General features: G+C 60.0%; 23 protein-coding genes. 13 read left to right on the forward strand and 10 right to left on the reverse strand.

From position 1 onward, the window contains the following. From NZ746_12880 to NZ746_12905, 6 genes are all read right to left on the reverse strand, one after another. Positions 1–495, reverse strand: a 495-nt coding sequence (locus NZ746_12880; protein MCS6818249.1) for an ABC transporter substrate-binding protein, incomplete at its 3' end; no start/stop codon positions are given. A 222-nt stretch (positions 496–717) separates the two neighbouring features. Continuing rightward, positions 718–2313, reverse strand: a complete 1596-nt coding sequence (locus NZ746_12885) for a D-aminoacylase (GenBank protein ID MCS6818250.1) — start codon at positions 2311–2313, stop codon at positions 718–720. A 123-nt stretch (positions 2314–2436) separates the two neighbouring features. After that, the gene (locus tag NZ746_12890; GenBank protein ID MCS6818251.1) at positions 2437–2814 is read right to left on the reverse strand and encodes a sulfite exporter TauE/SafE family protein; all 378 of its coding nucleotides are present in this window, start codon (positions 2812–2814) and stop codon (positions 2437–2439) included. Between the two features lie 142 nt (positions 2815–2956). Continuing rightward, positions 2957–4183 carry an efflux RND transporter periplasmic adaptor subunit gene (locus NZ746_12895; protein MCS6818252.1) on the reverse strand — a complete coding sequence of 409 codons (1227 nt, stop codon included), beginning with the start codon at positions 4181–4183 and terminating at the stop codon, positions 2957–2959. Next, entirely contained in the window at positions 4180–4908 is a 729-nt protein-coding gene (locus tag NZ746_12900) for an ABC transporter ATP-binding protein (protein MCS6818253.1), read from the reverse strand. Before NZ746_12900 ends, NZ746_12895 begins: the two co-directional genes overlap by 4 nt. 5 nt (positions 4909–4913) lie before the next feature. Next, entirely contained in the window at positions 4914–6038 is a 1125-nt protein-coding gene (locus NZ746_12905) for an FtsX-like permease family protein (GenBank protein ID MCS6818254.1), read from the reverse strand. 155 nt (positions 6039–6193) lie between these two features. Here NZ746_12905 and NZ746_12910 point away from each other — a divergent pair, with 155 nt between their 5' ends. The 6 genes from NZ746_12910 to NZ746_12935 all read left to right on the forward strand — a co-directional run bounded on the left by NZ746_12910 (position 6194) and on the right by NZ746_12935 (position 12764). After that, a complete protein-coding gene (locus NZ746_12910; GenBank protein ID MCS6818255.1) occupies positions 6194–6775 on the forward strand; it encodes an elongation factor P in 582 nt (193 codons plus the stop codon). Between the two features lie 97 nt (positions 6776–6872). After that, positions 6873–7418 (forward strand): peroxiredoxin, encoded by a 546-nt coding sequence (locus NZ746_12915; protein ID MCS6818256.1) that lies wholly within the window; start codon positions 6873–6875, stop codon positions 7416–7418. Beyond that, complete coding sequence (locus NZ746_12920) at positions 7415–8557, forward strand: cystathionine gamma-synthase (protein ID MCS6818257.1); 1143 nt, start codon at positions 7415–7417, stop codon at positions 8555–8557. Before NZ746_12915 ends, NZ746_12920 begins: the two co-directional genes overlap by 4 nt. A gap of 54 nt (positions 8558–8611) precedes the next feature. Beyond that, positions 8612–9847, forward strand: a complete 1236-nt coding sequence (locus tag NZ746_12925) for a protein phosphatase 2C domain-containing protein (GenBank protein ID MCS6818258.1) — start codon at positions 8612–8614, stop codon at positions 9845–9847. A 95-nt stretch (positions 9848–9942) separates the two neighbouring features. Further along, positions 9943–12396: a DNA gyrase subunit A gene (gene gyrA / locus NZ746_12930; protein ID MCS6818259.1), complete on the forward strand. Its 2454-nt coding sequence runs from the start codon at positions 9943–9945 to the stop codon at positions 12394–12396. Further along, positions 12393–12764 carry a DUF309 domain-containing protein gene (locus NZ746_12935; GenBank protein MCS6818260.1) on the forward strand — a complete coding sequence of 124 codons (372 nt, stop codon included), beginning with the start codon at positions 12393–12395 and terminating at the stop codon, positions 12762–12764. Before gyrA ends, NZ746_12935 begins: the two co-directional genes overlap by 4 nt. Here NZ746_12935 and NZ746_12940 read toward each other — a convergent pair. From NZ746_12940 to NZ746_12950, 3 genes are all read right to left on the reverse strand, one after another. Continuing rightward, entirely contained in the window at positions 12748–13512 is a 765-nt protein-coding gene (locus tag NZ746_12940) for a glucose 1-dehydrogenase (protein MCS6818261.1), read from the reverse strand. The genes NZ746_12935 and NZ746_12940 overlap by 17 nt on opposite strands. 16 nt (positions 13513–13528) lie before the next feature. Beyond that, positions 13529–14890: an amidohydrolase family protein gene (locus NZ746_12945; GenBank protein MCS6818262.1), complete on the reverse strand. Its 1362-nt coding sequence runs from the start codon at positions 14888–14890 to the stop codon at positions 13529–13531. Positions 14891–15002: 112 nt separating this feature from the next. Next, a complete protein-coding gene (locus tag NZ746_12950; protein ID MCS6818263.1) occupies positions 15003–16217 on the reverse strand; it encodes a metallophosphoesterase in 1215 nt (404 codons plus the stop codon). A 230-nt stretch (positions 16218–16447) separates the two neighbouring features. Here NZ746_12950 and NZ746_12955 point away from each other — a divergent pair, with 230 nt between their 5' ends. Beyond that, on the forward strand, positions 16448–16603 hold the full coding sequence (locus NZ746_12955; GenBank protein MCS6818264.1) for a hypothetical protein: 156 nt from the start codon (positions 16448–16450) through the stop codon (positions 16601–16603). A 143-nt stretch (positions 16604–16746) separates the two neighbouring features. Then, a complete protein-coding gene (locus tag NZ746_12960) occupies positions 16747–18231 on the forward strand; it encodes a DUF4173 domain-containing protein (GenBank protein MCS6818265.1) in 1485 nt (494 codons plus the stop codon). 343 nt (positions 18232–18574) lie between these two features. Here NZ746_12960 and NZ746_12965 read toward each other — a convergent pair whose 3' ends face one another. Further along, positions 18575–18778, reverse strand: a complete 204-nt coding sequence (locus NZ746_12965; protein MCS6818266.1) for a hypothetical protein — start codon at positions 18776–18778, stop codon at positions 18575–18577. A 1174-nt stretch (positions 18779–19952) separates the two neighbouring features. Between NZ746_12965 and NZ746_12970 the strand changes: the two genes are divergently transcribed. From NZ746_12970 to NZ746_12990, 5 genes are all read left to right on the forward strand, one after another. Then, positions 19953–20384: a fasciclin domain-containing protein gene (locus NZ746_12970; protein MCS6818267.1), complete on the forward strand. Its 432-nt coding sequence runs from the start codon at positions 19953–19955 to the stop codon at positions 20382–20384. Between the two features lie 15 nt (positions 20385–20399). Further along, positions 20400–20609, forward strand: a complete 210-nt coding sequence (locus NZ746_12975; protein ID MCS6818268.1) for a DUF378 domain-containing protein — start codon at positions 20400–20402, stop codon at positions 20607–20609. A 171-nt stretch (positions 20610–20780) separates the two neighbouring features. Next, positions 20781–21281, forward strand: coding sequence for a tryptophan-rich sensory protein (locus NZ746_12980; GenBank protein MCS6818269.1), 501 nt, complete (start codon positions 20781–20783; stop codon positions 21279–21281). Beyond that, positions 21278–22021 carry an SDR family oxidoreductase gene (locus tag NZ746_12985; GenBank protein ID MCS6818270.1) on the forward strand — a complete coding sequence of 248 codons (744 nt, stop codon included), beginning with the start codon at positions 21278–21280 and terminating at the stop codon, positions 22019–22021. Before NZ746_12980 ends, NZ746_12985 begins: the two co-directional genes overlap by 4 nt. A gap of 113 nt (positions 22022–22134) precedes the next feature. Beyond that, positions 22135–22596 carry an SRPBCC family protein gene (locus NZ746_12990; GenBank protein MCS6818271.1) on the forward strand — a complete coding sequence of 154 codons (462 nt, stop codon included), beginning with the start codon at positions 22135–22137 and terminating at the stop codon, positions 22594–22596. The last annotated feature ends 33 nt before the right edge of the window (positions 22597–22629 follow it).

Raw genomic sequence — 22629 nt, forward strand, 5'->3', positions numbered from 1 at the left:
GCGTTCGCGCAGGCGAGCCCAAAAATAACCGCCGATGCCCCACGAGCCGATGCCTATCCTCTTGCCGCGCAGCTCGTCGATCGTCCGGATCTCCGGCTGCGCGATGAGGCCTTCGGCGCCTTCAGAATATGCGAGTACGGCGACGCCCTTCACCGTCTTCATCCTTTGCGCGAGTTGCAACAGGCCGCTGAAGCTACTGGCCAACGCGTCGAGCCGACCGGCCTCATAGGCTTGAACAGCCGCCGAGAAGGAGCTGAATTCTCTGAGCTCCACCGCCACACCCTCCTCTCGAAAGAACCCTTGCCTCTCAGCCACTTCGAGAAAGAGGTGCCCAGGGAAAGGGCTATACCCGATCCGAACCGGATTCGGCGAAGGCTCGCGACAACTGCCGCCCAAAAGCGCGAGCACGCAAAGACTCACTCTCAGGAGGTGACCAGAGAGCCTTCGGCACGCTCTCCTCTGCGCACTTTGTTCGACTCTCCATCGGTCGAGCATCGAGCATCCGCCTGTGCACAGTCATACACGCCCCTCGCACGGACTGCTGCGAACCCCCATCATTTTCGGAGAGGCGATCGGTTGGGACAATACGATATTCGCCGGATTTTCATAGGGGCGAGAACCGGAAAAAGGGGCCCTGTGTGCCAGCCTATCTCGATCTCGTGGCTGTCCGAGCCGAGACTTGTTCCAATGGCGAGGTCTTGGAATGACGAGCGCGCCTTATCTCTTCCCCGGCCCGTAGAGGATTCGCCCCGGACGAGCCTCCGTAAACTGCCCATCCTGGATGACCGGGAGGCCATTCACGAGCACATGGCGGATTCCCTCGGCATACTGGTGCGGATTCTCGAACGTCGCGCGGTCTATGACCCGTTCGGGATCGAAGATGACCAAGTCTGCTGCCATCCCTGGTCGAATCATGCCGCGGTCCCAAAAGCCGAAGACTTGCGCCGGAAGGCTCGTCATCTTGCGGATGGCTTCCTCCCAAGAGAGAAGCGCTTTCTCGCGTACGTACCGACCGAGAACACGCGCGTTATTTCCGTAACCTCGAGGATGTGGCACACCCTGGCCCGGTTCCAAAACGCCAGCATCGGATGCGATCATGGTGAATGGTTGCCGCAAGATGTGCTCGATGTCGCGCTCGTTCATCTTGTGATAGACCATCTGCACGCGCGATTCACTCGCGAGGAACATCTCGATGATTTGCTCAGCTTGCTCCTCGACGTTCGACTTCCGGCGAACGAGTCGCGTGATCTCGGCGATGTTTTTGCCGTTGAAACTCGGATCGGGACGATATTGGGCGACGTAGGCGTAGGCGTAGTCCTTGAATCCTTGATCGCGGAGGGTGCGGATCATCTCTCGCTTGATGCGCTCGCGTAGTTTCGGGTCGCGGAGCCGTTCGACGGCTTTCGCTCGACCACCGTCGTGAACCCAGCTCGGCAAAAGCGTCTCTATGCCCGTGCTGGAGGCGGGATACACGTATTGGTCCACCGTCACGGGAAGCCCTCGAGCACGTGCCTCGTGAATGAGCTGAACGGTTCGGCGGCTCTCTCCCCAGAGTTTCTTGCTCGACACCTTGAAGTGAGAGATTTGCACGGGCGCGTTCGCGCGTTCGCCAATAGCGATGGCTTCTCGAATCGCGTCCAGGACGCCGTTGCCCTCGTCACGAATGTGGCTGACATAGATGCCCCCATATCGAGCGGCGACGCGAGCCAGCTCGACGATCTCCTCGGTCTTGGCATATGTCCCAGGGATGTAGATGAGTCCGGTCGAGAAACCAACGGCGCCCTCCCGCATCGCCTGGTCAACGAGGTGTTTCATTCGTTCCAATTCTTCCGAAGTGGGCTCGCGCGCATCGTCGCCCATGACGGCGCGGCGGACCGAATTGTGTCCGATGAGTGTCGCCAGATTGATCGAAAGGCCCTGTTCTTGCAAGCGGCGCAGAGCATCTCCAATGGGGAGCCAGGAACTGCCACAGTTGCCCGTCACGACTGTCGTCACACCCATGCGCAAGAAATTCTCAGCCGTCGGTCGGCGGAAGATCCCTCCCTCTACATGCGTGTGCACATCAATGAAGCCGGGAGCAACGATGAGTCCTTGCGCATCGAGGACACGCGTCGCATCTTCCGGGCGAATCCGCCCGATCGCCGCGATTCGTCCCTCGCGGATTCCGATGTCGGCGATGAACCACGGATTCCCCGTCCCATCCACGATGCGCCCATTTCGGATCACGATGTCGTAGGCCGGCGCCGTGGCCCACGCAGATGTCCAGAGGAAGATCGCGCTCAAAATCCACGACATCCATCTGTGCCTTCGCATCGCTCACCTCCTCGATGTGAAGTCATGCTTCGCGGCAGGAAAAATATACCCGCTTTCTCAGCCTTGGGAAAGGCGCCGGTTCCGGAAGAAGGCGCACGCGTTCGGGGTTCGCTGGACTGTTCCTTATCGGCGGAGGATCATCCAGAGCCCGGCCGCAATCAGCACGCCGCCGAATAACCGTTCGAGAGTCGTGCCCTGGAGAGAGATGGAGAGGCGCGCCCCCCAATATGCTCCGACGAACAAGCCGGCGGCCAAAAGGGCCGCATATCCCAGGTGAACGTATCCATCGCGGTAGTACTGAAGCGCTCCGAGCAAACCCACGGGCAGCAGCAAAGCCGCCAAGCTCGTCCCAACGGCTTCATGGGGGGAGAGGTTCAGGCCGTAGATCAAGATCGGGACGATGAGGATTCCGCCTCCAATGCCGAACATCCCGGAGAGCAAGCCTGCTCCAGCGCCGAGCGCCAGGACCAGCAGATGCTTCATACGCGCCATCCTCCTCATGACGGTGTTGGGCCTATAGCGTAACAAGGGATCGGGCGCGCGACAATTTGCCACGCGCATTGACGGCGTCCATTGAGGCGACGACCTGCGGCGCGCGCTCAGGCGAGCATGATTCCGATGGGCTCTCGTGCTTGAGGAACCCTCACCGTGCTCTGAGGATCGTTTCCCCTTCGGCGAGGCCGTCGAGAACTTCCACGTGCATCTCGTCGCGCGCGCCGAGACGCACTGGGCGTTCGATCCAGCGATCGCCTTGTCTCACCTTAACGAATGTCTGACCTTGGCGCTCGATGACGGCGCTCGTGGGAATGATGAGCACGTTCTCCCTTCTGGCCAGTTCAATGACGACATCCACGCGCAAGCCAATGATGAGCCGTCCGCGCGCGGCCGGGTCGAGTTCAATCCAAGTCTCCAAGATTTCGCGGTCGAGTTTCTCAGCGGGATTATCGCTCTGGAGCGTCTTTCGACCCACGGCTGCGCCGATCTTCACGACGCGTCCAGTGAAAACTTCGCCGCGATAGGCATCAGCGGTGATGAACGCCGGAGCCCCGAGGCGAATTTTCGCGACATCGGTCTCATCAATCTCAGCACGGACGCGAAGTCGAGAATCATCGGCCATGGAGAGAACCGGTTGCCCGAGCATCTCTGGGCGCACGATCTCGCCAGGTCGCATGAAGCGTCGAAGGATGAGGCCATCGCAAGGGGCGCGAAGACGCGTCTGCTCATATTGCGCTTCCGCTTCGCGCAGTCGCGCTCGCGCTAAGCGAACCTCAGCCTCGGCGGCAGCAATCTCTTCGGGACGACTTCCCGCGAGGACGCGCTCGTAGTGCTGTCGCGCGGCCTCCAAGCGCGCGTGAGCCGTTCGCCACTCTCGTTCGGCCCGCTCCAGTTCCTCGTGGGAGAGGATGCCGCGCTCATGTAGCCGCCGAGCGCGTTCATACACCGCCTCGGCATGCGCAGCGACGGCGCGTGCTTCTTCGACAGCCGCCCGCGCTTGTTCTCTCTCCTCGGCGCGGGCTCCAGCCCGCAGAAGCGCCAATTGAGCTTCGGCTTTGGCGAGAAGGGCGCGTTCGGCCTCCACGCGCGCCCATTGCTCAGCGTTCTCCATTTCAGCGAGCACCTGATCGCGACGGACGCGCTCGCCCTCTTCAACATAGATAGCGCGAATGCGACCTGGGATCTTAAAGCCCAGCAAGATCTCTTCGGACACCCCTTCGACGCGTCCATTGGCGGCGATGCGCCAATGGATCTGCCCACGCCGCACGCTCGCCGTCGGCGGAGAGTTTCGAGAATTCCGAACGAAATACATGCTCACGGAGGTCAGGAGCGCGAGCAGCACAAGGAGACCGCCGATCCACGTGCGATTATTCATCTTCGCTCCCCAAGATGAGTGACTTCGCGCTGACTGTCAACGCTCTCGCGGGCGACGATGCTGCCATCCTCCATATAGAGGACCTCGTCGGCGAGATCCCGAACGCGCTGATCGTGAGTGACCATGAAGACGAGTCGTCCTTCGTTGCGGGCGAGATCGGCCAGGATTTCTACGATCTGTCGGCCCGTTCGGGAGTCGAGCATGCCCGTGGGTTCATCGGCCAGAATGATCGGCGGATCTCCGGCGAGAGCCCGCGCCAAGGCGACGCGCTGCTTCTCACCGCCGCTCAAATCTCGTGGGAGGAAGTGGAGCCGATCGCTCAATCCCACGCGGGCGAGAAGTTCCACGGCTCGCTGTCGCGCCATACGCCCATTGATCCCCTTCAGGTTCAGCGCCAGCTCGACGTTCTCCAGAGCCGTCAACGCCGGGAAAAGGTTGAACGTTTGAAAGACGAAGCCCGTGTAACGCCGTCGCAAGAAAGGCAAGGTGCGTTCATCGAGAGCCGAGACTTCGTGCTCGAAGAGGAAGAGGCGTCCTTGCGTCGGCTTCAACAGACACCCCATGAGCATGAGCAACGTCGTCTTGCCGCTGCCGGAGGGGCCCATCAGGAGGATGAAGCGCCCACCCCCGAGTTCCAAGCTCACCTCGCGCACGGCGACCACGGTCGAAGCTCCTTCGCCATAGGTCTTGCTGATTCGCTCGAGAACGAGCCACGGCGCGTCCATACACTTCAACTCCGAAAGACGAGCGCTGGATCAAGTCGCGTGACTTTGTAGATCGAGAGGATCGAGGCCCCGACGCACATGATGAGCGTAAGGCCGAAAATGCCCGCGAGGACTTCGAGCGGGAGATACGCTTCTAACCCGGCTCGCCGCGCCACGCTCAAAAACGCGCGCGCCAGCAACATGCCCGTCGCGTAGCCGATGACCGCCATGATAAGAGCTTGCGTGAGGATGATGCGATAGAGATCGGCGTTCGAGGCCCCGATGGCCTTGAGCGTGCCGAACTCTTTGAGATGCTCCATGGTGGAGGCGTAGATCGTTTGCCCCACAATGACCGTTCCGACCAACAGTCCCAATAAGGCCGTGCTCAGCAGGGCGATCCCCGCCCCCGTCACGAGCAGCCAATATCGCCGCGACTTCCAACTGAATTCGCGCTTGGTGTAGACGTCCACGCCCGTGAGCGTGCGCGCCAAGTTTTCCTTGACCTCCTCGACCGTATATCCGGGGGCGACCTTCACCAGGACATAGACCGTTTGCCCCGGCGGAATGAAGGAGAGTTTCAAAGCGTTCTTGAACGAGGTGAAGACAAAAGGACTGCCGACGAAGGACTTCGCACCGCGCGTGATCCCGGCGATACGCGCCTTGTGCCCGACGATCTCCACCTCGTCGCCCACACGCGGGAAGCCCAGGCGTTCTCGGTCTGCCTCGTCAATGAAGATCTGGGTGAAGTATTTCACGTCTTCGAGATTCCCTTCGACGATGTTCCACGGGGCACCGACTCGCGTCTCCGGATTGAAGCCGATGACCTGAATGGTCTCTTGCCCGCCGTCGGGCATCTTCCAATAACTGAAGCCCATGAGGAACTTCTCAGCCCAGAGAACGCCCGGGACGCGACGCGCTTCGTAGAGCTTCTGCTCGGAGAAGGGCAGGCCAAAGTCGAAATTCTTCAAATTCTTCGCCGTGATCCAAATATCGGCCTCAATGTGATCAATGATGACGGAGGCATTGGTCATGAACTTCAGGAAGAAGCCGATCTGCAAGGTCATGAGCACGACGGCGAATTGAATGCCGAGGAGAGCGACCGCGAAGCGCACGCGATCGTGAAACAGATTCTTTCTCGCCAGCGAAACCATCTCCGCCTCGATCCATCTCTCCCTGCTGCGCTTCTCATGCTCCAAGTATACGCGACGGCCATCGCGCGGGGAAAGGCGCGGCCTTGCCTTCAGCACGGGGACGGCGTACATTAATGGCGAAATCATGAAGCCACGCTGAGGGGGAGGAGCGAAGTATGATCGTAGCGGCCGACCTCAGAGCGGGCATGGTGATTAAGATCGAGGGCGAGTTGTATCGCCTGATTGAGGCCGAATACCACGCCGGCGGCGGACAATTCGGCGGGATGATATTCGCCAAGGCGCGGAATCTTCGGACCAATCACGTCAAGGAGTGGCGCTTCCATCCCGATGAGAAGCTCGAGGACGTGATGCTCGAACGCCAGGAGATGGAGTATCTCTACACTGACGGCGAGGACTTCTACTTCATGAATCCGGAGACCTTCGAGCAGATCAGTCTCCCGCGCGAGGCGATCGGGCATCGGGAGCGATTCCTGCAGCCGAACATGCGCATCCCGGTTGAGATGTATGACGGTGTGCCGGTGAACGTCGTCTTCCCGGAAGTCGTGGAGTTGAGAGTCGTCTCGGCCCCACCTGGATTGCGCGAGCATGAGACGAGCACCTATAAGACCGTGATCTTGGAGAACGGCATGGAGGTGCTCGTCCCGCAGTTCATCAAAGAGGGGGAGATCGTGCGCATCGAGGTGGAGACGGGGAAATATCTCGAACGGGTGCGCGAAGTGCGAAAGCCGGGGACGTGACCGAGACGTCCCTTCAGGCGCAGGCTTCGGGAGAGGGGAGCGAGGGATCATTTCGCGAGGAGGAACGATGAGCAGGAGAGCAAGTTTTCGATACGCGATGACTCTGGGCTTCGTCCTGTTCTTCCTTTCGGGAGTGTGGACGCCGCTTGCGTTCCAGCAGGAACGCGCTGCACCTTCGACCCATCTGAAGGTGGGCGACCCGGCTCCCGATTTCACGCTGCCGGATCAGAATAATCGTCCGGTGCGCTTGTCCGACTTTCGGGGAAAGAAGAACGTCGTGCTCGCCTTCTACGTGCTCGCTTTCACCGGAGGCTGAACGCGCGAGCTGAAGGCCTATCAGGATGATGTGGCCAAATTCGAAGCGATGGAGACGCAGATCCTGGGCATCAGCGTAGACAGCCCCTTTGCGAATAAGCGGTTCGCCGAGGACCTGGGCATCAGCTATCCGCTGCTCAGCGATTTCCATCGCAAGGTCTCTCGGCTCTACGGCGTGCTGGATGAAGAGCGCGGCGTAGCTCGTCGCACGACGTTCGTCATTGATAAGGAGGGGATCATTCGCTACATCGAGCAGGGGGCCTCGGCCATTGATCCTTCGGGGGCTCGCCAAGCTTGCCAAATATTAAGTGGGAAGGAGAAGCGATGAGGTTCGCGACGAAAGCGATCCACATCGGGAGCGAGCCGGATCCCGCGACGGGAGCCGTGAGCGTTCCCATCTATCAAACCTCGACGTATGCGCAGGAGGGGTTGGGAAAGCACAAGGGCTACGAGTACGCACGTACGCAGAATCCCACGCGCTTTGCCCTGGAGCGATGCCTAGCGGCCCTGGAAGGAGGAACGGCGGCCTTCGCCTTCGCTTCGGGGATGGCGGCCATCAATGCGCTCGTGGAGGCCTTCTTGCGCGCAGGGGATCACGTGATCGTGTCAGAGAACGTCTACGGCGGGACGTTTCGGCTCTTCGAGCGCGTGTGGCGGAAGTACGGCGTGGAGTTCAGCTACGTGGATACGCGCGAGGTCGCGTGGGTTGAACAAGCGCTTCGGCCGGAGACGCGGATGGTCTTCTTGGAGACGCCGACCAACCCGTTGATGATCCTGGCCGACATTCGCGCCATCTCGGAGCGGGTGCGTCCGCACGGGGTTCGCGTGGTCGTGGACAATACGTTCATGAGTCCGTACTTTCAGCGGCCTTTGGAGCTTGGGGCCGATGTGGTCGTACATTCGACGACGAAATATCTGAACGGCCACAGTGATAGTGTTGGCGGCGCGCTCGTGGTGCGGGATGCGGAGGATGCGGAGCGGATCAAATTCGTGCAGAATGCTGCCGGAGCGATCATCTCGCCCCTCGATGCTTGGCTCGTGTTGCGGGGCATCAAGACCTTGCCGCTGCGGATGCGGCAACATGATGAGAATGGGCGCGCGGTGGCGCGCTTCTTGGCTGAGCATCCGCGCGTCGAGCGCGTCTACTATCCGGGGCTGCCGTCCCATCCGCAGCACGAGTTAGCGCGGCGCCAGATGTCGGGATTCGGCGGCATGGTCGCTTTCGACGTCGGTTCGTTGGAGAAGGCGCGCACAGTACTGGAGAGCGTTCGCCTCTGCGCTCTGGCCGAGAGCCTGGGTGGCGTTGAGACGCTCATCTCGCATCCGGCGACGATGACGCACGCCAGCGTGCCGCCCGAAGAGCGTCAACGCTTGGGCATCACCGACGGGTTGATTCGGATCTCGGTCGGGTGCGAGGACGTCGAGGATATCATCGCCGATCTCGATCAAGCGCTAGCGCGCATCTGATGTCCCCCGCGCGATGACTCGAAATCGCAGAGCGGAAACCGTATAATGTCCCGTATGGCGAATGAGCCGCGAGTGGTCGTCGAGCTGCATGCCCTCACGGACGTTGGGCTCGTGCGACCGAACAACGAGGATAATTTCCTCATTCTCGATGTGGGAAAGGGAGCATATTGGACGGCGGCCGATGGGACGCGCGTGCCCGAAGGGGTGGGACGCTTCGAGATCGGCGCGTCCGGCCTAGTGCTCGCCGTGTCCGACGGCATGGGGGGGGCACTGGCTGGAGAGGTGGCCAGTCATCTGGCCGTCGCGACGGTCGCTCGCTTGATGCATCGCTTCGACACGAGGCCTCCATATGCGCAGCTCCCATTCTCCGAGCGCTTGCGCCTGGCCCTGGAGCAAGCGAATCGCCTCATTTACGAGAAGAGCCAGGAACGTCCGGAGCTCATGGGCATGGGCGCGACCTTCACCGCGGCGGCGTATCATCGAGGGTGGCTCTATCTCGGGCAGGTAGGGGATAGCCGCGCGTACCTCATTCGCGCCGGGCGAATTCGCCAACTCACCAAAGATCAATCGCTCGTGCATCGTTTGGTCGAAGCGGGATTCCTCACCGAGGAGCAAGCCGAACGGCATATCTATCGGAACGTGATTTTGCAAGCGCTCGGCGCTCACCCGCACACGGTGATCGTCATGGATCGCTTGGAGGTGCGGCGGGGGGATCGCGTGCTGCTTTGCAGCGATGGTCTCTCCAGTAAGGTCGCGGCTGCGGAGATGCAAGAGATCGTCCTCGGCGCGTCGGATGTGGCCGAAGCGGCCGAGGCGCTCGTGCGCTTAGCCAAAGAGCGGGGTGGAGATGACAATATCACTGTGCTGCTCGCCGCGTTTGGGGGCGAAGCCGTGCCTGAAGGGGAGGACTTCGTTCTCCTCCATGTGGAGCGGGACGATCGGCTCCCGGACGTCGTGGATCCAGAGCTATGGGACGAACTCGTTCGCTTCGTCCCCACGATTTCGGGGTTGGCGACAAGCCCCTCAGAGGCGCTCCGTATAGCGGCGAGCGAACCAGAAGGTCTTGCCCCAGAGTCCACTGGTGATTCGCCGGAGGTTATTGAGGACCCGCCGGATGAGCAACGCGGCGTCGCTTCGCGCACGGTGGCGCGCGCGCTGCTCGTCCTCCTGCTGTTTTTGTTCCTCGGTGCTGTGCTCTCGACGCTCTGGTATCTCTCGGTGCGTGAGCGTCGGCAGGGCGAACCGGAAGAAGGACCCACCCTCGTCCTTCACCCAGTGGCGATCCGTTGAATGATGTCGGCCGGTCGAAAAGAGCTGCTCGGCATCCGCGAAGGTGCTTCGATGGCGGCTTTCGGAAATTCCCTAAGGAGGAGAGCAGAGCGATGATGGAGGCGCAACACAAGTTGCAGGTCAACCTCGACGAGGAAATGAAGCGCAGTTATCTGGACTATGCTATGTCGGTCATCATCGGCCGCGCATTGCCGGACGCGCGCGACGGATTCAAGCCCGTACATCGGCGCGTCCTCTGGGCGATGTACGAGATGGGGAACACGCACGACAAGCCATTCAAAAAGAGCGCGCGCGTCGTGGGAGATGTCATTGGAAAATACCACCCGCATGGGGACGCGGCCGTCTACGAGACAATCGTGCGCTTGGTGCAGCCGTTCTCCATGCGCTATCCCCTCGTCGAGGGACAGGGAAATTTCGGGAGCATTGATGGCGATGAGCCCGCAGCTATGCGCTATACCGAAGTCCGGCTCGCGAAGATCGCCGAGGAGGTTCTGGCCGACATTGACAAGAACACGGTGGACTTTCAGCCGAATTACGATGAGTCGTTGAAGGAGCCAACGCTGCTGCCTGTGCGGTTCCCGCAGCTTCTGGTCAACGGCAGTTCCGGTATCGCCGTGGGGATGGCGACGAACATTCCTCCGCATAATCTGAGCGAGGTGATTGAGGCGACGATCTATCTGTTGCAAAATCCCGAGGCGACCGTCGAAGACCTGATGCGCTTCATCCCGGGACCGGATTTCCCGACCGGCGGGTACATCTACGGACGCGAGGGGATTCGGCAGGCCTATCTCACAGGACGAGGGACGATCATCATGCGCGCTCGCGCGGCCATCGATCGCGTCGGACGGGGATCCTTGCAACGGGAGGCGATCGTCGTCACCGAGATCCCGTACCAGGTGAGCAAAGCGAAATTGATCGAGAAGATCGCCGAGCTGGTCACGGAGCGGCGGATCGAAGGCATCGCCGATCTCCGCGACGAATCGGATCGCGAGGGGATGCGCATCGTCATCGAGCTGAAGCGCGAGGCCGTGCCGCAGGTCGTCTTGAACAAGCTCTACAAGCTCACGCCCATGCAGGAGACGTTCGGCGTCATCAATCTGGCGATCGTCAACGGTCAGCCGAAGGTTCTCAATCTCCTGGAGATGCTCCAGGAGTTCATCGCTTTCCGACGCGAGGTCGTGCGACGACGCACGCAATACGAATTGCAGCGGGCGGAAGCGCGAGCCCACATCTTGGAAGGTCTCAAGCGCGCGCTCGATCGTATTGATGCCATCATCGCTCTCATCCGTCGTTCGAAGTCTGGGAAAGAAGCGCGCGAAGCGCTCATGCGGCAGTTTCGCTTCTCCGAAGCGCAGGCGCAGGCCATCCTCGACATGAAGCTCGAGCGCTTGACGAACCTGGAGCGGCAGAAGCTCGTCGAGGAGTACGAGGGGATCATCAAGAAGATCGCCGAGCTGAAGGAAATTCTAGGCAGCGAGCGCGCGTTGCGCAACGTGATCATTCGCGAGTTGCGGGCGATCCAGAAGGAATTCGGCGACGCGCGTCGGACGCAGATCGTAGATGAAGAGGCGGAGTTCAAGTTGGAGGACCTCATCCCCGATGAGGAAGTCGTCATCACGGTGAGCCATAGTGGGTTCATCAAGCGCACGCCGCTGCTGGCCTTCCGACAGCAAAGCCGCGGCGCGCGCGGTCGCTTCGGGATGCTAACGCGCGGTGAGGATTTCGTCACCAAAGTCTTCGTCGCTTCCACGCACAGCACCGTCATGGTCTTCTCCGATCGGGGGAAGGTCTACAACATCAAGGCGCATGAGATCCCCGAGGCTCAAGCGGCGGGTCGTGGGCGCGCCATCACGAATCTCGTCTACATGTCGAGCGAAGAGAAGGTCGCCGGCATCGTTGCCGTCCGGCAGTTCGTTCCGGATCGGTACGTCGTCATGGTCACGCGCAACGGAGTGATCAAGAAGACCGCCCTCTCGGAATTCGATTCGTTGCGGGCGAGCGGATTGATCGCGATGACGGTGGACGAGAGCGACGCGCTGATCGCCGCGGAGTTGACCGATGGACAGAAGAAGATCTTCCTCGCGACGCGCCAAGGGATGGCGATCTGCTTCGATGAGAACGACGTGCGCCCGATGGGCCGACAGGCGCGTGGCGTGCGCGGGATTGATCTGCGGGAGGGGGATTACGTGGTGAGCGTCGCCGCCGTCCGTGGAGATGAGCAGATGCTCACGATCACGGAGAAAGGCTTTGGCAAGAAGACATCGCTTCAAGCGTATCGCGTCCAAGCGCGCGGCGGCAAGGGGGTGATCAACGTTCGCACGACCGAGCGCAATGGTCGAGTGGTCGCCGTCATGCCCGTGCGCGAGGACGATGAGGTCATGCTCATCACGACGCAAGGGAAGATCTTGCGCCTTGAGGTTTCCGAGATTCGCGAGACGGGACGCGGTACGCAAGGCGTTCGGTTGATCAAGCTCGCGCCCAATGATCTGGTCGCTTCGGCCTCGCTCATCGGTCGCGAGGAAGAAGAGGAGGCGACGACGAACAAATGAGTCGGGAAGCGCCCATGACCCCTCCCGAATATCTCCGGGCGATTGCTTGCTTCAACGCAGGGGAATATTTCGCTGCGCACGAATGGCTGGAGATCCTCTGGCGTCGTTCGGTGGGGACGGAGCGACACTTCTATCACGGATTGATTCAAGCCGCGGTCGCGCTCCATCACTTTCATCGAGGCAATCGGCGCGCGGCTCACCGCGTGGTCGAGCGGGCGCTCGCTCATCTGGCCGAAGTGCCCACGCCCTTCGGCGGTCTCGACGTCGCCGATTTCGCCGAGCAGCTTCGCCACTTCTTCGCGCAGCCGACGCGCGCACCCGTTCCGCGAATCGTCCTCGATCGGCCGGAACCTACCGAGCGCACGTGAGCGCGCGCCCGCCGTCAATGCTCACGGTCGCGCCCGTGATCCAGCTCGCGCGATCGCTCGCCAGGAAGAGGATGAGATCGGCGACTTCGTGAGGCTCTCCGACGCGCCCGAGCGGGTGCGTCGTCTTGCTTCGCTCCAAAAAAGCCGCGTATTCCTCTTCGCTCATCCCTCCAGCCCGGTGCAAATTCGTCTGCACGACGCCCGGATTGACGGCGTTCACGCGAATGCCCTTGGGCGCCAGCTCCAAGGCCGCGCATCGCGTGAGATGGTCCAGAGCGGCTTTGCTCACGCAATAGGCGAGCACGCCCGGAAACGAACGCAGGCCTGTGACGCTGGAGACATTCACGATCGCGCCGCGCGTCTTCTCCAGATGCGGGACGGCGAGCTTCATCAGGTAGAAGATCGAGCGCACGTTGATTCGCATCATCTCGTCCCACAGCGCAAGCGATGTTGTCTCCAAGCTTCCGCTTTTGAGGATCCCCGCAGCGTTGACGAGCACATCCAGGCCGCCCATCCATTCGACGGCGCGAGCGATGCAGGTCTCGCACTGACGTTCATCTGTGAGATCAGCCACAAGGACATACGCGCGATCAGGAAAGCGGGCGGCGACTTCAGTGAGCGCCACCTCCCGACGCCCGACGAGCGTGACCGTCGCACCTGCCTCCAAAAAGCGCTCGGCCGTCGCTCGACCGATGCCGCTCGAGGCTCCCGTGATGAGCGCGCGCTTACCGTTCATCTCCAGCTTCATAACATCCCTCTGCGATTCATCGCGCCGGGACGAAGGGCACCTCCCTACCATCGCGCTTGTAGATGACTCCGCCTTTCATGACGAAATCCACCTGCTTGAGCTGCGTGATGTCCTGGAGCGGATCGCCTCGCACGGCGATGAGGTCGGCGAGCTTCCCCGGCTCGATCGTTCCCAGCTCTTTCTCGACCCCGAGCAACCGCGCGGCGTGCACGGTCGCGCTCTGAATAGCCTGCATCGGCGTCATCCCGGCTTGTACGAGAAGGCGAAATTCCTCGGCATTCTCCCCGTGCGGGAAGACGCCAGCATCGGTCCCGAAAGCGATGTTGACGCCCGCGCGGATCGCCATCTGAATCGAACGGCGCGCATACGGCTCGATCTCCAACGCCTTCTTCGCCGACCAGGGAGCGAGCTTCCCGCTTTTAGCCCCAGCGATGACGGTCTCAAGCGCCATGAGCGTGGGCACTAGGTACGTGCCATGCTCCTTCATCAAGCGGATCGCTTCTTCATCGAGCATCGAGCCATGTTCGATCGAAGCGACGCCCGCGCGAACGGCCGTTTTGATCCCTTCGGTCCCGTGCGCGTGAGCCGCAACGCGACGTCCGGCCATTGTCGCCGTTTGAACGATGGCGCGAATCTCCTCGAACGTGAGCTGGGAAAGGCCGACGCCATCTCCGGCTGAGAGCACGCCTCCGGTCGCGCAGATTTTGATCAGATCGGCGCCATACTTGATTCGATACCGCACGGCTTTGATCGCCTCGTCCACGCCGTTGACGATGCCGCGCTCGATCCCCGGTTCAGGCCAGAGATCCGGGCGATAGCCATTCATGTCGCAGTGTCCACCCGTGATCCCAATGCCATGCGTCGAGACATACATACGCGGTCCGGGAACGATCCCGTTCCGTATGGCGTCGCGCAAGGCGACATCTGCCCATTCAGCGGCGCCCACATTCCGCACGGTCGTGAATCCGGCCAGAAGCGTCCGCCACGCATTCTTCGCACCGATGAGCGCGGCATATCCGGGCCATTCGTGCAAGCGGTGATCGGAATAGCCGTAGCTTGGATCGCCCGTCAGATGTGTGTGCATGTCCATCAACCCGGGCAGCACCGTGTGGCGGCTGAGATCAATTACCTCGGCATCGGCTGGAATCATCACATCGCGTCCCACCGCCTCGATCCGCTCGCCGCGGATGAGAATCACGACGTTCTCCAGCACTTGTCCGTTCTTCACATCAATCATTCGACCGGCCCGCACGGCGATAGGACGTTGTTGATTCCCCGAAAGGCGAGTCATCGCTCCCGATTCCATAGGGAACTCGGCAAGACTCGGTGAGGAACAAATGACCGTGAACGCGAGAGCCAGGACTTTCGATCTCATCATAGGCCTTACTCCTTTGTTCGCCTGCATGGATACACGGGGATGGAATTTTATGGCGGAGCTTGGGCAAGTCAAGAGAGCCGCTCGTCTGGACCCGTGCATCGAACCCGCGGAATCACCTCGCGCTTTCCGTTCGCATTGGGACGATTCGGAGCAGGACGATCTCCGCCGGAGCGTGGAATCGCAACGGGGCGGCGGTGAGACCGAGACCATTCGTCACGTTCACCCAGAGCGTGCCCACATCATAGGTGCCGGAGACAAACGGCGTCTCAAATCGAGCCAGCGCTAGACGAAAGCCGAAGAACGGGAGCGCGATTTGTCCGCCATGCGTGTGTCCGGCCAGAAACAGGTCGTACCCATGGGCCTTCGCCCACTGCACCAAAGAGGGCGACGGTTGATGCGCGATCAGGATCGAAAAGTGCCCGGCTGGCTTCTCCGCCGCCAGACGCGCGAGCGTCTCCGGCGAAGGTCGCCGGCGGTAGATGTTCGTCACACCCGTGAGATGCAGCGATACAGGGCCGGCTTCTATTGAGCGTGAGGCATCCTCGAGGAGGAGAACGCCATGGCGGCTCAAACTCTCGGGAACGCGACGCGGGTCGGCCCAATAGTCATGATCGCCCAGACAAGCGTAGACCCCGTATCGAGCTCGCACGGTGCCAAGCCACGCGGCTGCCGATTCGATATATTCGGTGCCGGAGGTCACCGTGTCGCCCGTGAAGACGACTAGGTCCGGCCGCAAAGCATTCGCCATCTCGATGTAGCGCTTCACCAGGGAAGCGTCCGTTCGCGGGTCCAGTTGCAGGTCGGAGAGATGAACGATGCGCAGCTCAGCCACATCGGCGGGGAGCTTCTCCGAAGCGATCACTTGCTCTCGCACGCGAATCTGACGCGTGTCCACGTAGGCCCGAATCGGCGTATAGATGAGAACGACGATGCTGAGGCCCAACATCAAGCGCACGATCCATGCTTCGAAGTTCTTCCTCCAAAGGCGGGAAATCACACGGGCGAGATCAAGGAACAGAAAGAGCAGAAAGAGCTGAAGCGTGACGAGCAGCCCGATCCAGAAGGGATAGGTCAAGAAAGCATCCACGATCGGATGTCCTCCGCGAAACGCTGTTCGCCAGAACGAGGCATCGAGCGCATAGCTTCCGATGGCGACGACAGGATAGAGGTTCAGCAGCGCGGCTACAAGCCATAATCGCTTCTGCCATCTTCGAGCCGGTTGTCCAGTCCGTTGCGAGAGCGCCCACGCGAGCCTCCAGATCACGTATCCGTAGAGGACGAACAAGCTCGTGCATAGAAGCAGGAGCATTCTGATGATCCACGGCATCGGCAACTCCTCCTTTCTGTGAGGAGAAAGCATATCACGAACCGGAGCTCCCGCGCATGTCGAGCGAGAAGCGTCTCGCGAGCTGCGCCTGAACAGCATATGCGGCGAAACTTACGAAGCGAGCGACTAGGTAAGACTCTGGGCGAACCGGCGACGAGTCCGATCAAGGTGAGCCCGTCCTGCGTTCTCACGCCTCTTTCCTCCTTGCTCGCTTCGCGAGCGCGTTCCGGTTGACGATCGTGAAAAATACGCTGCGCGCGCTCGCTCACTTGGAATCGGCCTTGCGCTTGAGTGGGCGCGTGGCGGAAGCCGAACAGGTCCATGCGCAATATCTGAGAGCGCAATCGGCCGAAGCCCTTTCATCTGTTCCACCGCCGAATCGGTGAGGCGCCTCTTTCTGTTCATCACAAGGAAAGTCACACCGTTTCATAACCCTTTCTCAGGCCGAGCCTTCCGTTTGGATCGCCGTTTCTAATGCGCTTATCCGCACTCGTTGACGTTCCATATAGGGCGCCTTACAATTTCGGCCATGTTGGGGCTGCGCACGATCTGGGATTTGCTTCTCCTCGCCCTTGCTCTCGGACTTTTGGGGAATCACCTGTTGCGTGCTCCTGTGTGGGGCCTCAACGTTGCGCTGGGGTTGACGGCGATGGCGGCGGCAGCCTTTGCTGTCTCGCTGCGACCCGCACTTGACCGGTTTGCCTGTGCCGACAGGACAAACGGGAAAGACCGAAGCACGACGGTGCGCTGGCCCTGGCTGGCGGCGGCGTTCTTCGCCGCGATGTGGGCCGTGCGCGATTCAGAGCCGCTGCTGGCTATGGATTTGCTCGCCGCGCTCGCTCTGGCGTGTCTGCCGCTCATCCGGGGCGGCAATAGTGGGCTGCGCACGGCCGGAGTGGTGGACCTGGTTGCTGCCGCCATCGGCACGGCCTGGCGCACGGTGACCGGCGGCGCCGATCTTCTGCGAAATATCGGATCTATTCCCGTTGCCTGGCGAACCGTAGCGACAGTCGGCGTGGGTCTGCTTCTTGCCATCCCTGCCGTCCTCATCTTTGGTGCTCTGTTTGCCTCCGCCGATCCGCTGTTCAACAAGATGGTGAGTTCACTTGTCGGCGTCAGGTTTGAGTCCATTCTCTCGCACTTGTTGCTGACAGTTGTGTTGACCTGGCTGGCGGCGGGTTACCTCTGGACGCATGCCGCGCCTCGTCCGTTTGCTCTGCCGTCACTGCCGGTGATCCGGTTGGGGCAGGTTCAGGTCATGATGATCCTCGGGGCGACGGGGCTTGTGTTTGCGCTCTTTGTGGGAGTACAAGCGAGCAGCCTGTTCGGCGGCGAGGCATTCGTGCGGAACCAGACCGGTCTTACCTACGCCGAGTATGCCCGGCGTGGATTCTTTCAGATGATTGTCGCAGCCGGGCTCTCGCTTCCGCTGGTGTATGGGGCGGCCTTTGCTGCCGGTCCGGCGGAGGGTCGCTCGGCCAATTGGCTACGGGCTTTGATGGCGGCGCAGCTTGGACTCACAGTCCTGGTTCTGGCCTCGGCGGTCTGGCGACTCGGTCTCTACGTGCGCGCGTATGGACTCACCGAAGATCGTCTCTACGGCGGCGCGGTGTTGCTGTGGATCGCCGTTGTTGTCATGGTGTTCGTACCGACGGTGCTGCGAGGCCGACCTGCGGGTGTGGTTTTGGGGACGATCGTCGCTGCCGTCGTCGTTCTCGGCGTGCTCAACCTTGTTAACCCGGCTGCGTTGGTGGCGCGGTATAACCTCTCTCATCAGGAACGTCGAGCAGCCGACGTGAAGTACCTGGCGCGTCTCGGCGCTGACGCCGTCCCGGTGCTGGTGGACAAGCTGGAAGAGGTGGCTCCAGAAGGACGATGCGAACTGGCGGCGACGCTGGTTCGCCGATATGGAGCGTTGCCTGGAGATTGGCGGGGATGGAACCTGGCTCGCTGGCGAGCGCAACGGTCGGTGGCACGGTTGAGATCGTTCCTTACATCGTGCTTGGAGAAATAGTTTCCTCGCACGGGGACTGCGAACGAACAAGCAAACTCTTCGACTATGCTCGGGGTGTCTTCGAGCAGCACGATAACAGGCGTGAGCCGCGAATAGAACCTATCTCAACAAGGCCGGGCTCAGGTTAATGTCGAAAGAGGCGCGCGGGACTTGGTCGCGATGAGATGGTGCGCGAGAAATCGTAGAGCAGCTCACATCGCCGAGCGAACAGCTCGCTCAACAGCGAGGCCTTGTGAATCGGGCGCCGATCCTGAGCAGATATAGAGCAAGTGGTTGGAACACACCCAACCGCTCGTTCATTATCAGCGTGTGGAGCATCGCATGACGTGCCGGCGGTGTCGAATTAAGATGGTCGAGCAAAAGCGAAGCTTTCACAAACAGCGGAAATGGATTTGTCCTCGCTGTGGGCGAACGCGCAGGCAACGGCAAAAACCCAGGCCACCGCGACGATGAGATCGCCGTCGTTACGCTTTAGGCCGAAAATCGCCTTCTGCCTGTTTGTGCCCGCTCCCGATGTGTTCGCCGCCGCTTTCTCGCAGATTCCCATCAACGTCGGTCCCTTAATGTTATGGGACCGGGTTGAGCCTCAATGATTCCAATAAGGTCCGAAAGCTAGCCCAATCGGATACCAAAATCGCGCCTATACGTTCTAGCGTCGCCACGTAGGCGTGTGCAGAACGCCCTCCGACCAAGATGGGCACGTGCGCAGGGAGATAGCGGCGTAACTTCTCGAGCTCCCAGGGTAGATGAGGATCGTCCGGTGGGTACACGATGCTTAAGGCTACAGCCCGAGCCCGGCAGTGATGGGCCGCGTTAGCGATCTCCTCAGCAGGAAGATTCGGACCTAAGTATGTCACGCGCCATCCTTCTGAAGTTGCGATAGCAGCAGCCGCTAATGCCCCGATCTCGTGAAGTTGACCGACAGGCGTTGTGACGATCAATATGGGTGCCGTCGTCGAAGGAGCGGGGGCCATTTCCAGATTTCCTAAAAAAGCTCGGATTACAGCCGATGCCAAATGCTCTTGCCCGATCCTCAAAGACCCATTGCGCCAGCATTCCCCTATCTTGTGCATCAAGGGGAAGAGGACTCGTTCTATGAGAACTGGCCATCCCAATGTGACGCCAGCATGAGCGAGGGCTTGCTTGAGTCCTTCCGCATCAAATCTCTCGACGGCCAAAAAACAAGCTTGCAGATGAGTTTCCCAGTCCGAATCGGAAGGCAGTTCTTGAACCTTTGTCCCAAGCGAGGGCTCGTTCAATAGCGCCAATAGCTTTTCGACAGGTAACTGTGCGATCTGTCCGATACTGTAACCTCGCTCTTTAGCGCGACGCAGTAGAAGAAGTTTGGCAATATCTGCTTCTGAATAAAGGCGGCGATTGGTCCGGGTTCGTCTCGGGACAACCGCCTTGTAGCGTCTTTCCCATGCTCGGATCACGTATGGCGTCAAGCCAGTTTGCTGTGCCACTGCTTTGATTGAAAAGAGTGCTTTCTCGGTCATAGGGATCACAGTATAGCTCTTTGTCTATGACTCGTCTAGACTTTTCGTGCTCATTTCAAGAAAACTTGCACTTATAGTTGACAAATACTGGACAGCATGTATAATTACTCGCCTTATGCATGAAAAACCAGTCTCAAGGAGGAGGCGAAGATGACAAAGAAAGTCGTAGCGGTCGTTTGTCTCACTCTTTTCTTCCTGGGTTCTTCGGTGAGGTCCGAGCACATGCAGACGGCCACATCGAAGGATATTGTGGATACAGCCGTGGAGGCCGGTACATTCAAGTCCTTGGCTACGGCGTTAAAAGCAGCCGGCTTGGTTGAGACCCTCAAGGGGAGGGGACCTTTCACGGTGTTCGCTCCAAATGATGAGGCTTTCGCAAAGCTTCCACCCGGAACCCTGGATGATCTACTGAAACCGGAGAACAAGAGTCGGCTCACGAAGATACTCACCTATCACGTTGTAGCGGGCAAGCTCATGGCGGCGGATGTGGTCAAGCTCAGATCGGTGAAGACACTGAGCGGAGATGAGCTGCAGATTCAAAGCATGCAAGGCAGGGTCATAGTAGGGGGCGCTCGAGTGATCAAGACGGACATCGTGGCAAGTAATGGCGTTATCCACGTCATTGATACTGTGCTCTTGCCGAAAAACTATTGATGGAAGGAGGAGCTTATGAGGAGCCCGCTAGATACAATCGCGTTAGTTTTGATAATCGTTGGCGCGTTGAACTGGGGATTGTGGGGCATCTTCCAATTCGATCTCGTGGCGGCGATCTTCGGAGGGAATACTGCCTTTCTGAGCCGGGTCATCTATACTGTAGTCGGCTTGGCTGGGATTTACAGTCTGACGCTACTCGCGAAGGGGGCAAAAAGTGGGGCGTAAGCCAGGACCTAGCTGAAGTAGGGATCTGTTCATTTGCTAGGACGATCATCACTGGCAGGGCGGGGTAATCCTGCGCCACGCCTCCAGGATCGCCAGCTTCTGATTCGCGGGGTAACTTCCTCGGAAATTATGGCGGGGAGTTGCCCCGCGCGCAAAGGTCTTGGGAGATCCATGAGCGCTGCACTCAAGGAGAAGCTGTTGGGCTTCAGCTTCCATGAGCTAATCGCCCTGGGAATCTTCCTGGGAATATGCTTCGCGGTCGCTGGCATCGGATCATGGTTCACGACTCCCCAGATTGAGGGGTGGTACGCTTCGCTGCGTAAACCCGGATGGACGCCTCCGAATTGGGTTTTCGGCCCTGTTTGGTCAGCGCTCTATACGAGCATGGCCGTGGCCGCGTGGCTCGTGTGGCGGAGGCACGGGTGGGGCTGGGAGCTTGCGCTCTTCGGCGTGCAGCTTGCGCTCAACATGGCCTGGTCGGCGATCTTCTTCGGGCTCCGCAATCCGGGGGCCGCGCTGGTTGAGATCTTTGCGCTCTGGGTCATGATCTTAGCAACGATGCTCTCCTTCTGGCGCATTTCTTCGACGGCTGGCTGGCTCATGGTTCCATATCTGGGATGGGTCAGCTTCGCTGCCGTTTTGAATTTCGTCATCTGGCGGATGAACCAATGAGCGAGCCATTGAGCTATGCAGTGCTTGGAGCGACCGGTGGGATCGGCTCGGAGTTATGCCGGAGACTGGCGGCGAAGGGTGCTCGGCTTACTATCGGTGGCCGCAATGAAACTAAGCTCACGCGGTTAGCTGAAGAGCTGGGGGCTCATGCCATCGTCGTGGATGCGACTCGATCGGATCAGGTCGAACGTTTTTTCGCCGAAGCGATTCGGATCAATGGGCCTCTCTCCGGTGTTGCTCATTGTGTTGGATCGCTGTTACTCAAGCCAGCGCATCTGACGAGCGACATTGAGTGGGCGACGACGCTGGATGTAAATTTGACCTCAGCGTTTTTCGTTGTCCGCGCGGCGGCGCGGGCCATGATGCAGACGGGGGGATCCGTAGTCTTAGTCTCGTCGGTCGTCTCGCGCGTGGGGGTGGCTCATCACGAAGCCATCGCGGCCGCCAAGGCTGGTCTTATTGGTCTGACGCTTTCGGCTGCGGCTACGTATGCCTCTCGCGGAATTCGATTCAACTGTGTCGCTCCGGGGCTCGTTCGCACGCCGCTGACGGATCGGCTAACGAGCAACGAGAGCTTGCTCAAGGCTTCGATAGCCATGCATCCGCTTGGCAGAATTGGCGAACCGTCGGATGTAGCTGCGGCTATCGAATGGCTCCTTGATCCCGCGCAAAGCTGGATCACGGGGATGGTCATTGCCGTGGATGGCGGTTTAAGTGCGATTCGATCTCGATTCGTGTGATCTGTGTCAGTCTCACCCAATGGTGTGTCGCCATAACGAAGTCCCGTTGTGACCGAGAACCGATGGAACCGAAGTTGGTGTAGAATTGTGGGCAACCTAACCAGCGATAGATTATGCAAATTCATCGGCTCTTTCGTCAGCTATGGGTCAGGCAGCCAGTTGAGACTGTGTTCCCTTTTTTCGAGCGTCCTGAGAATCTAGCTGAGATCACTCCTCCCGAACTAGGCTTCGAGTTACTCACGCCGTCTCCAGTCCCCATGCACATGGGAGCGCTGATTGACTACAGAATCCGACTCCTCCTCGGCATCCCAGTCCGATGGACCAGCTATATCGCTGCCTATGATCCCCCACGGTATTTTGTAGACGTCCAACTCCGAGGCCCTTATAGCTTTTGGCATCACACGCACCGATTCGAACCGCATCAAGATGGAACGTTGATCACAGACGACGTGCTTTACGCCTTGCCTCTTGGTCCTATCGGCGACCTAGCTCATCGGCTCTGGGTGGAACGAGCGCTCCGTCACATCTTCGATTACCGACAGCGCCGACTCGCTGCGTTATTCCATTCCTCGTGATGCACGGCAAAAAACCTCGCCCAGTCCTCATCT

This window comes from Blastocatellia bacterium (assembly GCA_025055075.1).
Taxonomy (GTDB): Bacteria; Acidobacteriota; Blastocatellia; order HR10; family HR10; genus HR10.

Coding starts and splice junctions, on each gene's coding strand:
- NZ746_12980 (MCS6818269.1), top strand. CDS start 20,781: ATGAGCGCTGCACTCAAGGAGAAGCTGTTGGGCTTCAGCTTCCATGAG.
- NZ746_12950 (MCS6818263.1), bottom strand. CDS start 16,217: ATGCCGTGGATCATCAGAATGCTCCTGCTTCTATGCACGAGCTTGTTC.
- NZ746_12940 (MCS6818261.1), bottom strand. CDS start 13,512: ATGAAGCTGGAGATGAACGGTAAGCGCGCGCTCATCACGGGAGCCTCG.
- NZ746_12920 (MCS6818257.1), top strand. CDS start 7,415: ATGAGGTTCGCGACGAAAGCGATCCACATCGGGAGCGAGCCGGATCCC.
- NZ746_12925 (MCS6818258.1), top strand. CDS start 8,612: ATGGCGAATGAGCCGCGAGTGGTCGTCGAGCTGCATGCCCTCACGGAC.
- NZ746_12960 (MCS6818265.1), top strand. CDS start 16,747: ATGTTGGGGCTGCGCACGATCTGGGATTTGCTTCTCCTCGCCCTTGCT.
- gyrA (MCS6818259.1), top strand. CDS start 9,943: ATGGAGGCGCAACACAAGTTGCAGGTCAACCTCGACGAGGAAATGAAG.
- NZ746_12895 (MCS6818252.1), bottom strand. CDS start 4,183: ATGAATAATCGCACGTGGATCGGCGGTCTCCTTGTGCTGCTCGCGCTC.
- NZ746_12905 (MCS6818254.1), bottom strand. CDS start 6,038: ATGGTTTCGCTGGCGAGAAAGAATCTGTTTCACGATCGCGTGCGCTTC.
- NZ746_12985 (MCS6818270.1), top strand. CDS start 21,278: ATGAGCGAGCCATTGAGCTATGCAGTGCTTGGAGCGACCGGTGGGATC.
- NZ746_12910 (MCS6818255.1), top strand. CDS start 6,194: ATGATCGTAGCGGCCGACCTCAGAGCGGGCATGGTGATTAAGATCGAG.
- NZ746_12935 (MCS6818260.1), top strand. CDS start 12,393: ATGAGTCGGGAAGCGCCCATGACCCCTCCCGAATATCTCCGGGCGATT.
- NZ746_12945 (MCS6818262.1), bottom strand. CDS start 14,890: ATGATGAGATCGAAAGTCCTGGCTCTCGCGTTCACGGTCATTTGTTCC.
- NZ746_12890 (MCS6818251.1), bottom strand. CDS start 2,814: ATGAGGAGGATGGCGCGTATGAAGCATCTGCTGGTCCTGGCGCTCGGC.
- NZ746_12900 (MCS6818253.1), bottom strand. CDS start 4,908: ATGGACGCGCCGTGGCTCGTTCTCGAGCGAATCAGCAAGACCTATGGC.
- NZ746_12965 (MCS6818266.1), bottom strand. CDS start 18,778: ATGGGAATCTGCGAGAAAGCGGCGGCGAACACATCGGGAGCGGGCACA.
- NZ746_12970 (MCS6818267.1), top strand. CDS start 19,953: ATGCAGACGGCCACATCGAAGGATATTGTGGATACAGCCGTGGAGGCC.
- NZ746_12885 (MCS6818250.1), bottom strand. CDS start 2,313: ATGCGAAGGCACAGATGGATGTCGTGGATTTTGAGCGCGATCTTCCTC.
- NZ746_12990 (MCS6818271.1), top strand. CDS start 22,135: ATGCAAATTCATCGGCTCTTTCGTCAGCTATGGGTCAGGCAGCCAGTT.
- NZ746_12975 (MCS6818268.1), top strand. CDS start 20,400: ATGAGGAGCCCGCTAGATACAATCGCGTTAGTTTTGATAATCGTTGGC.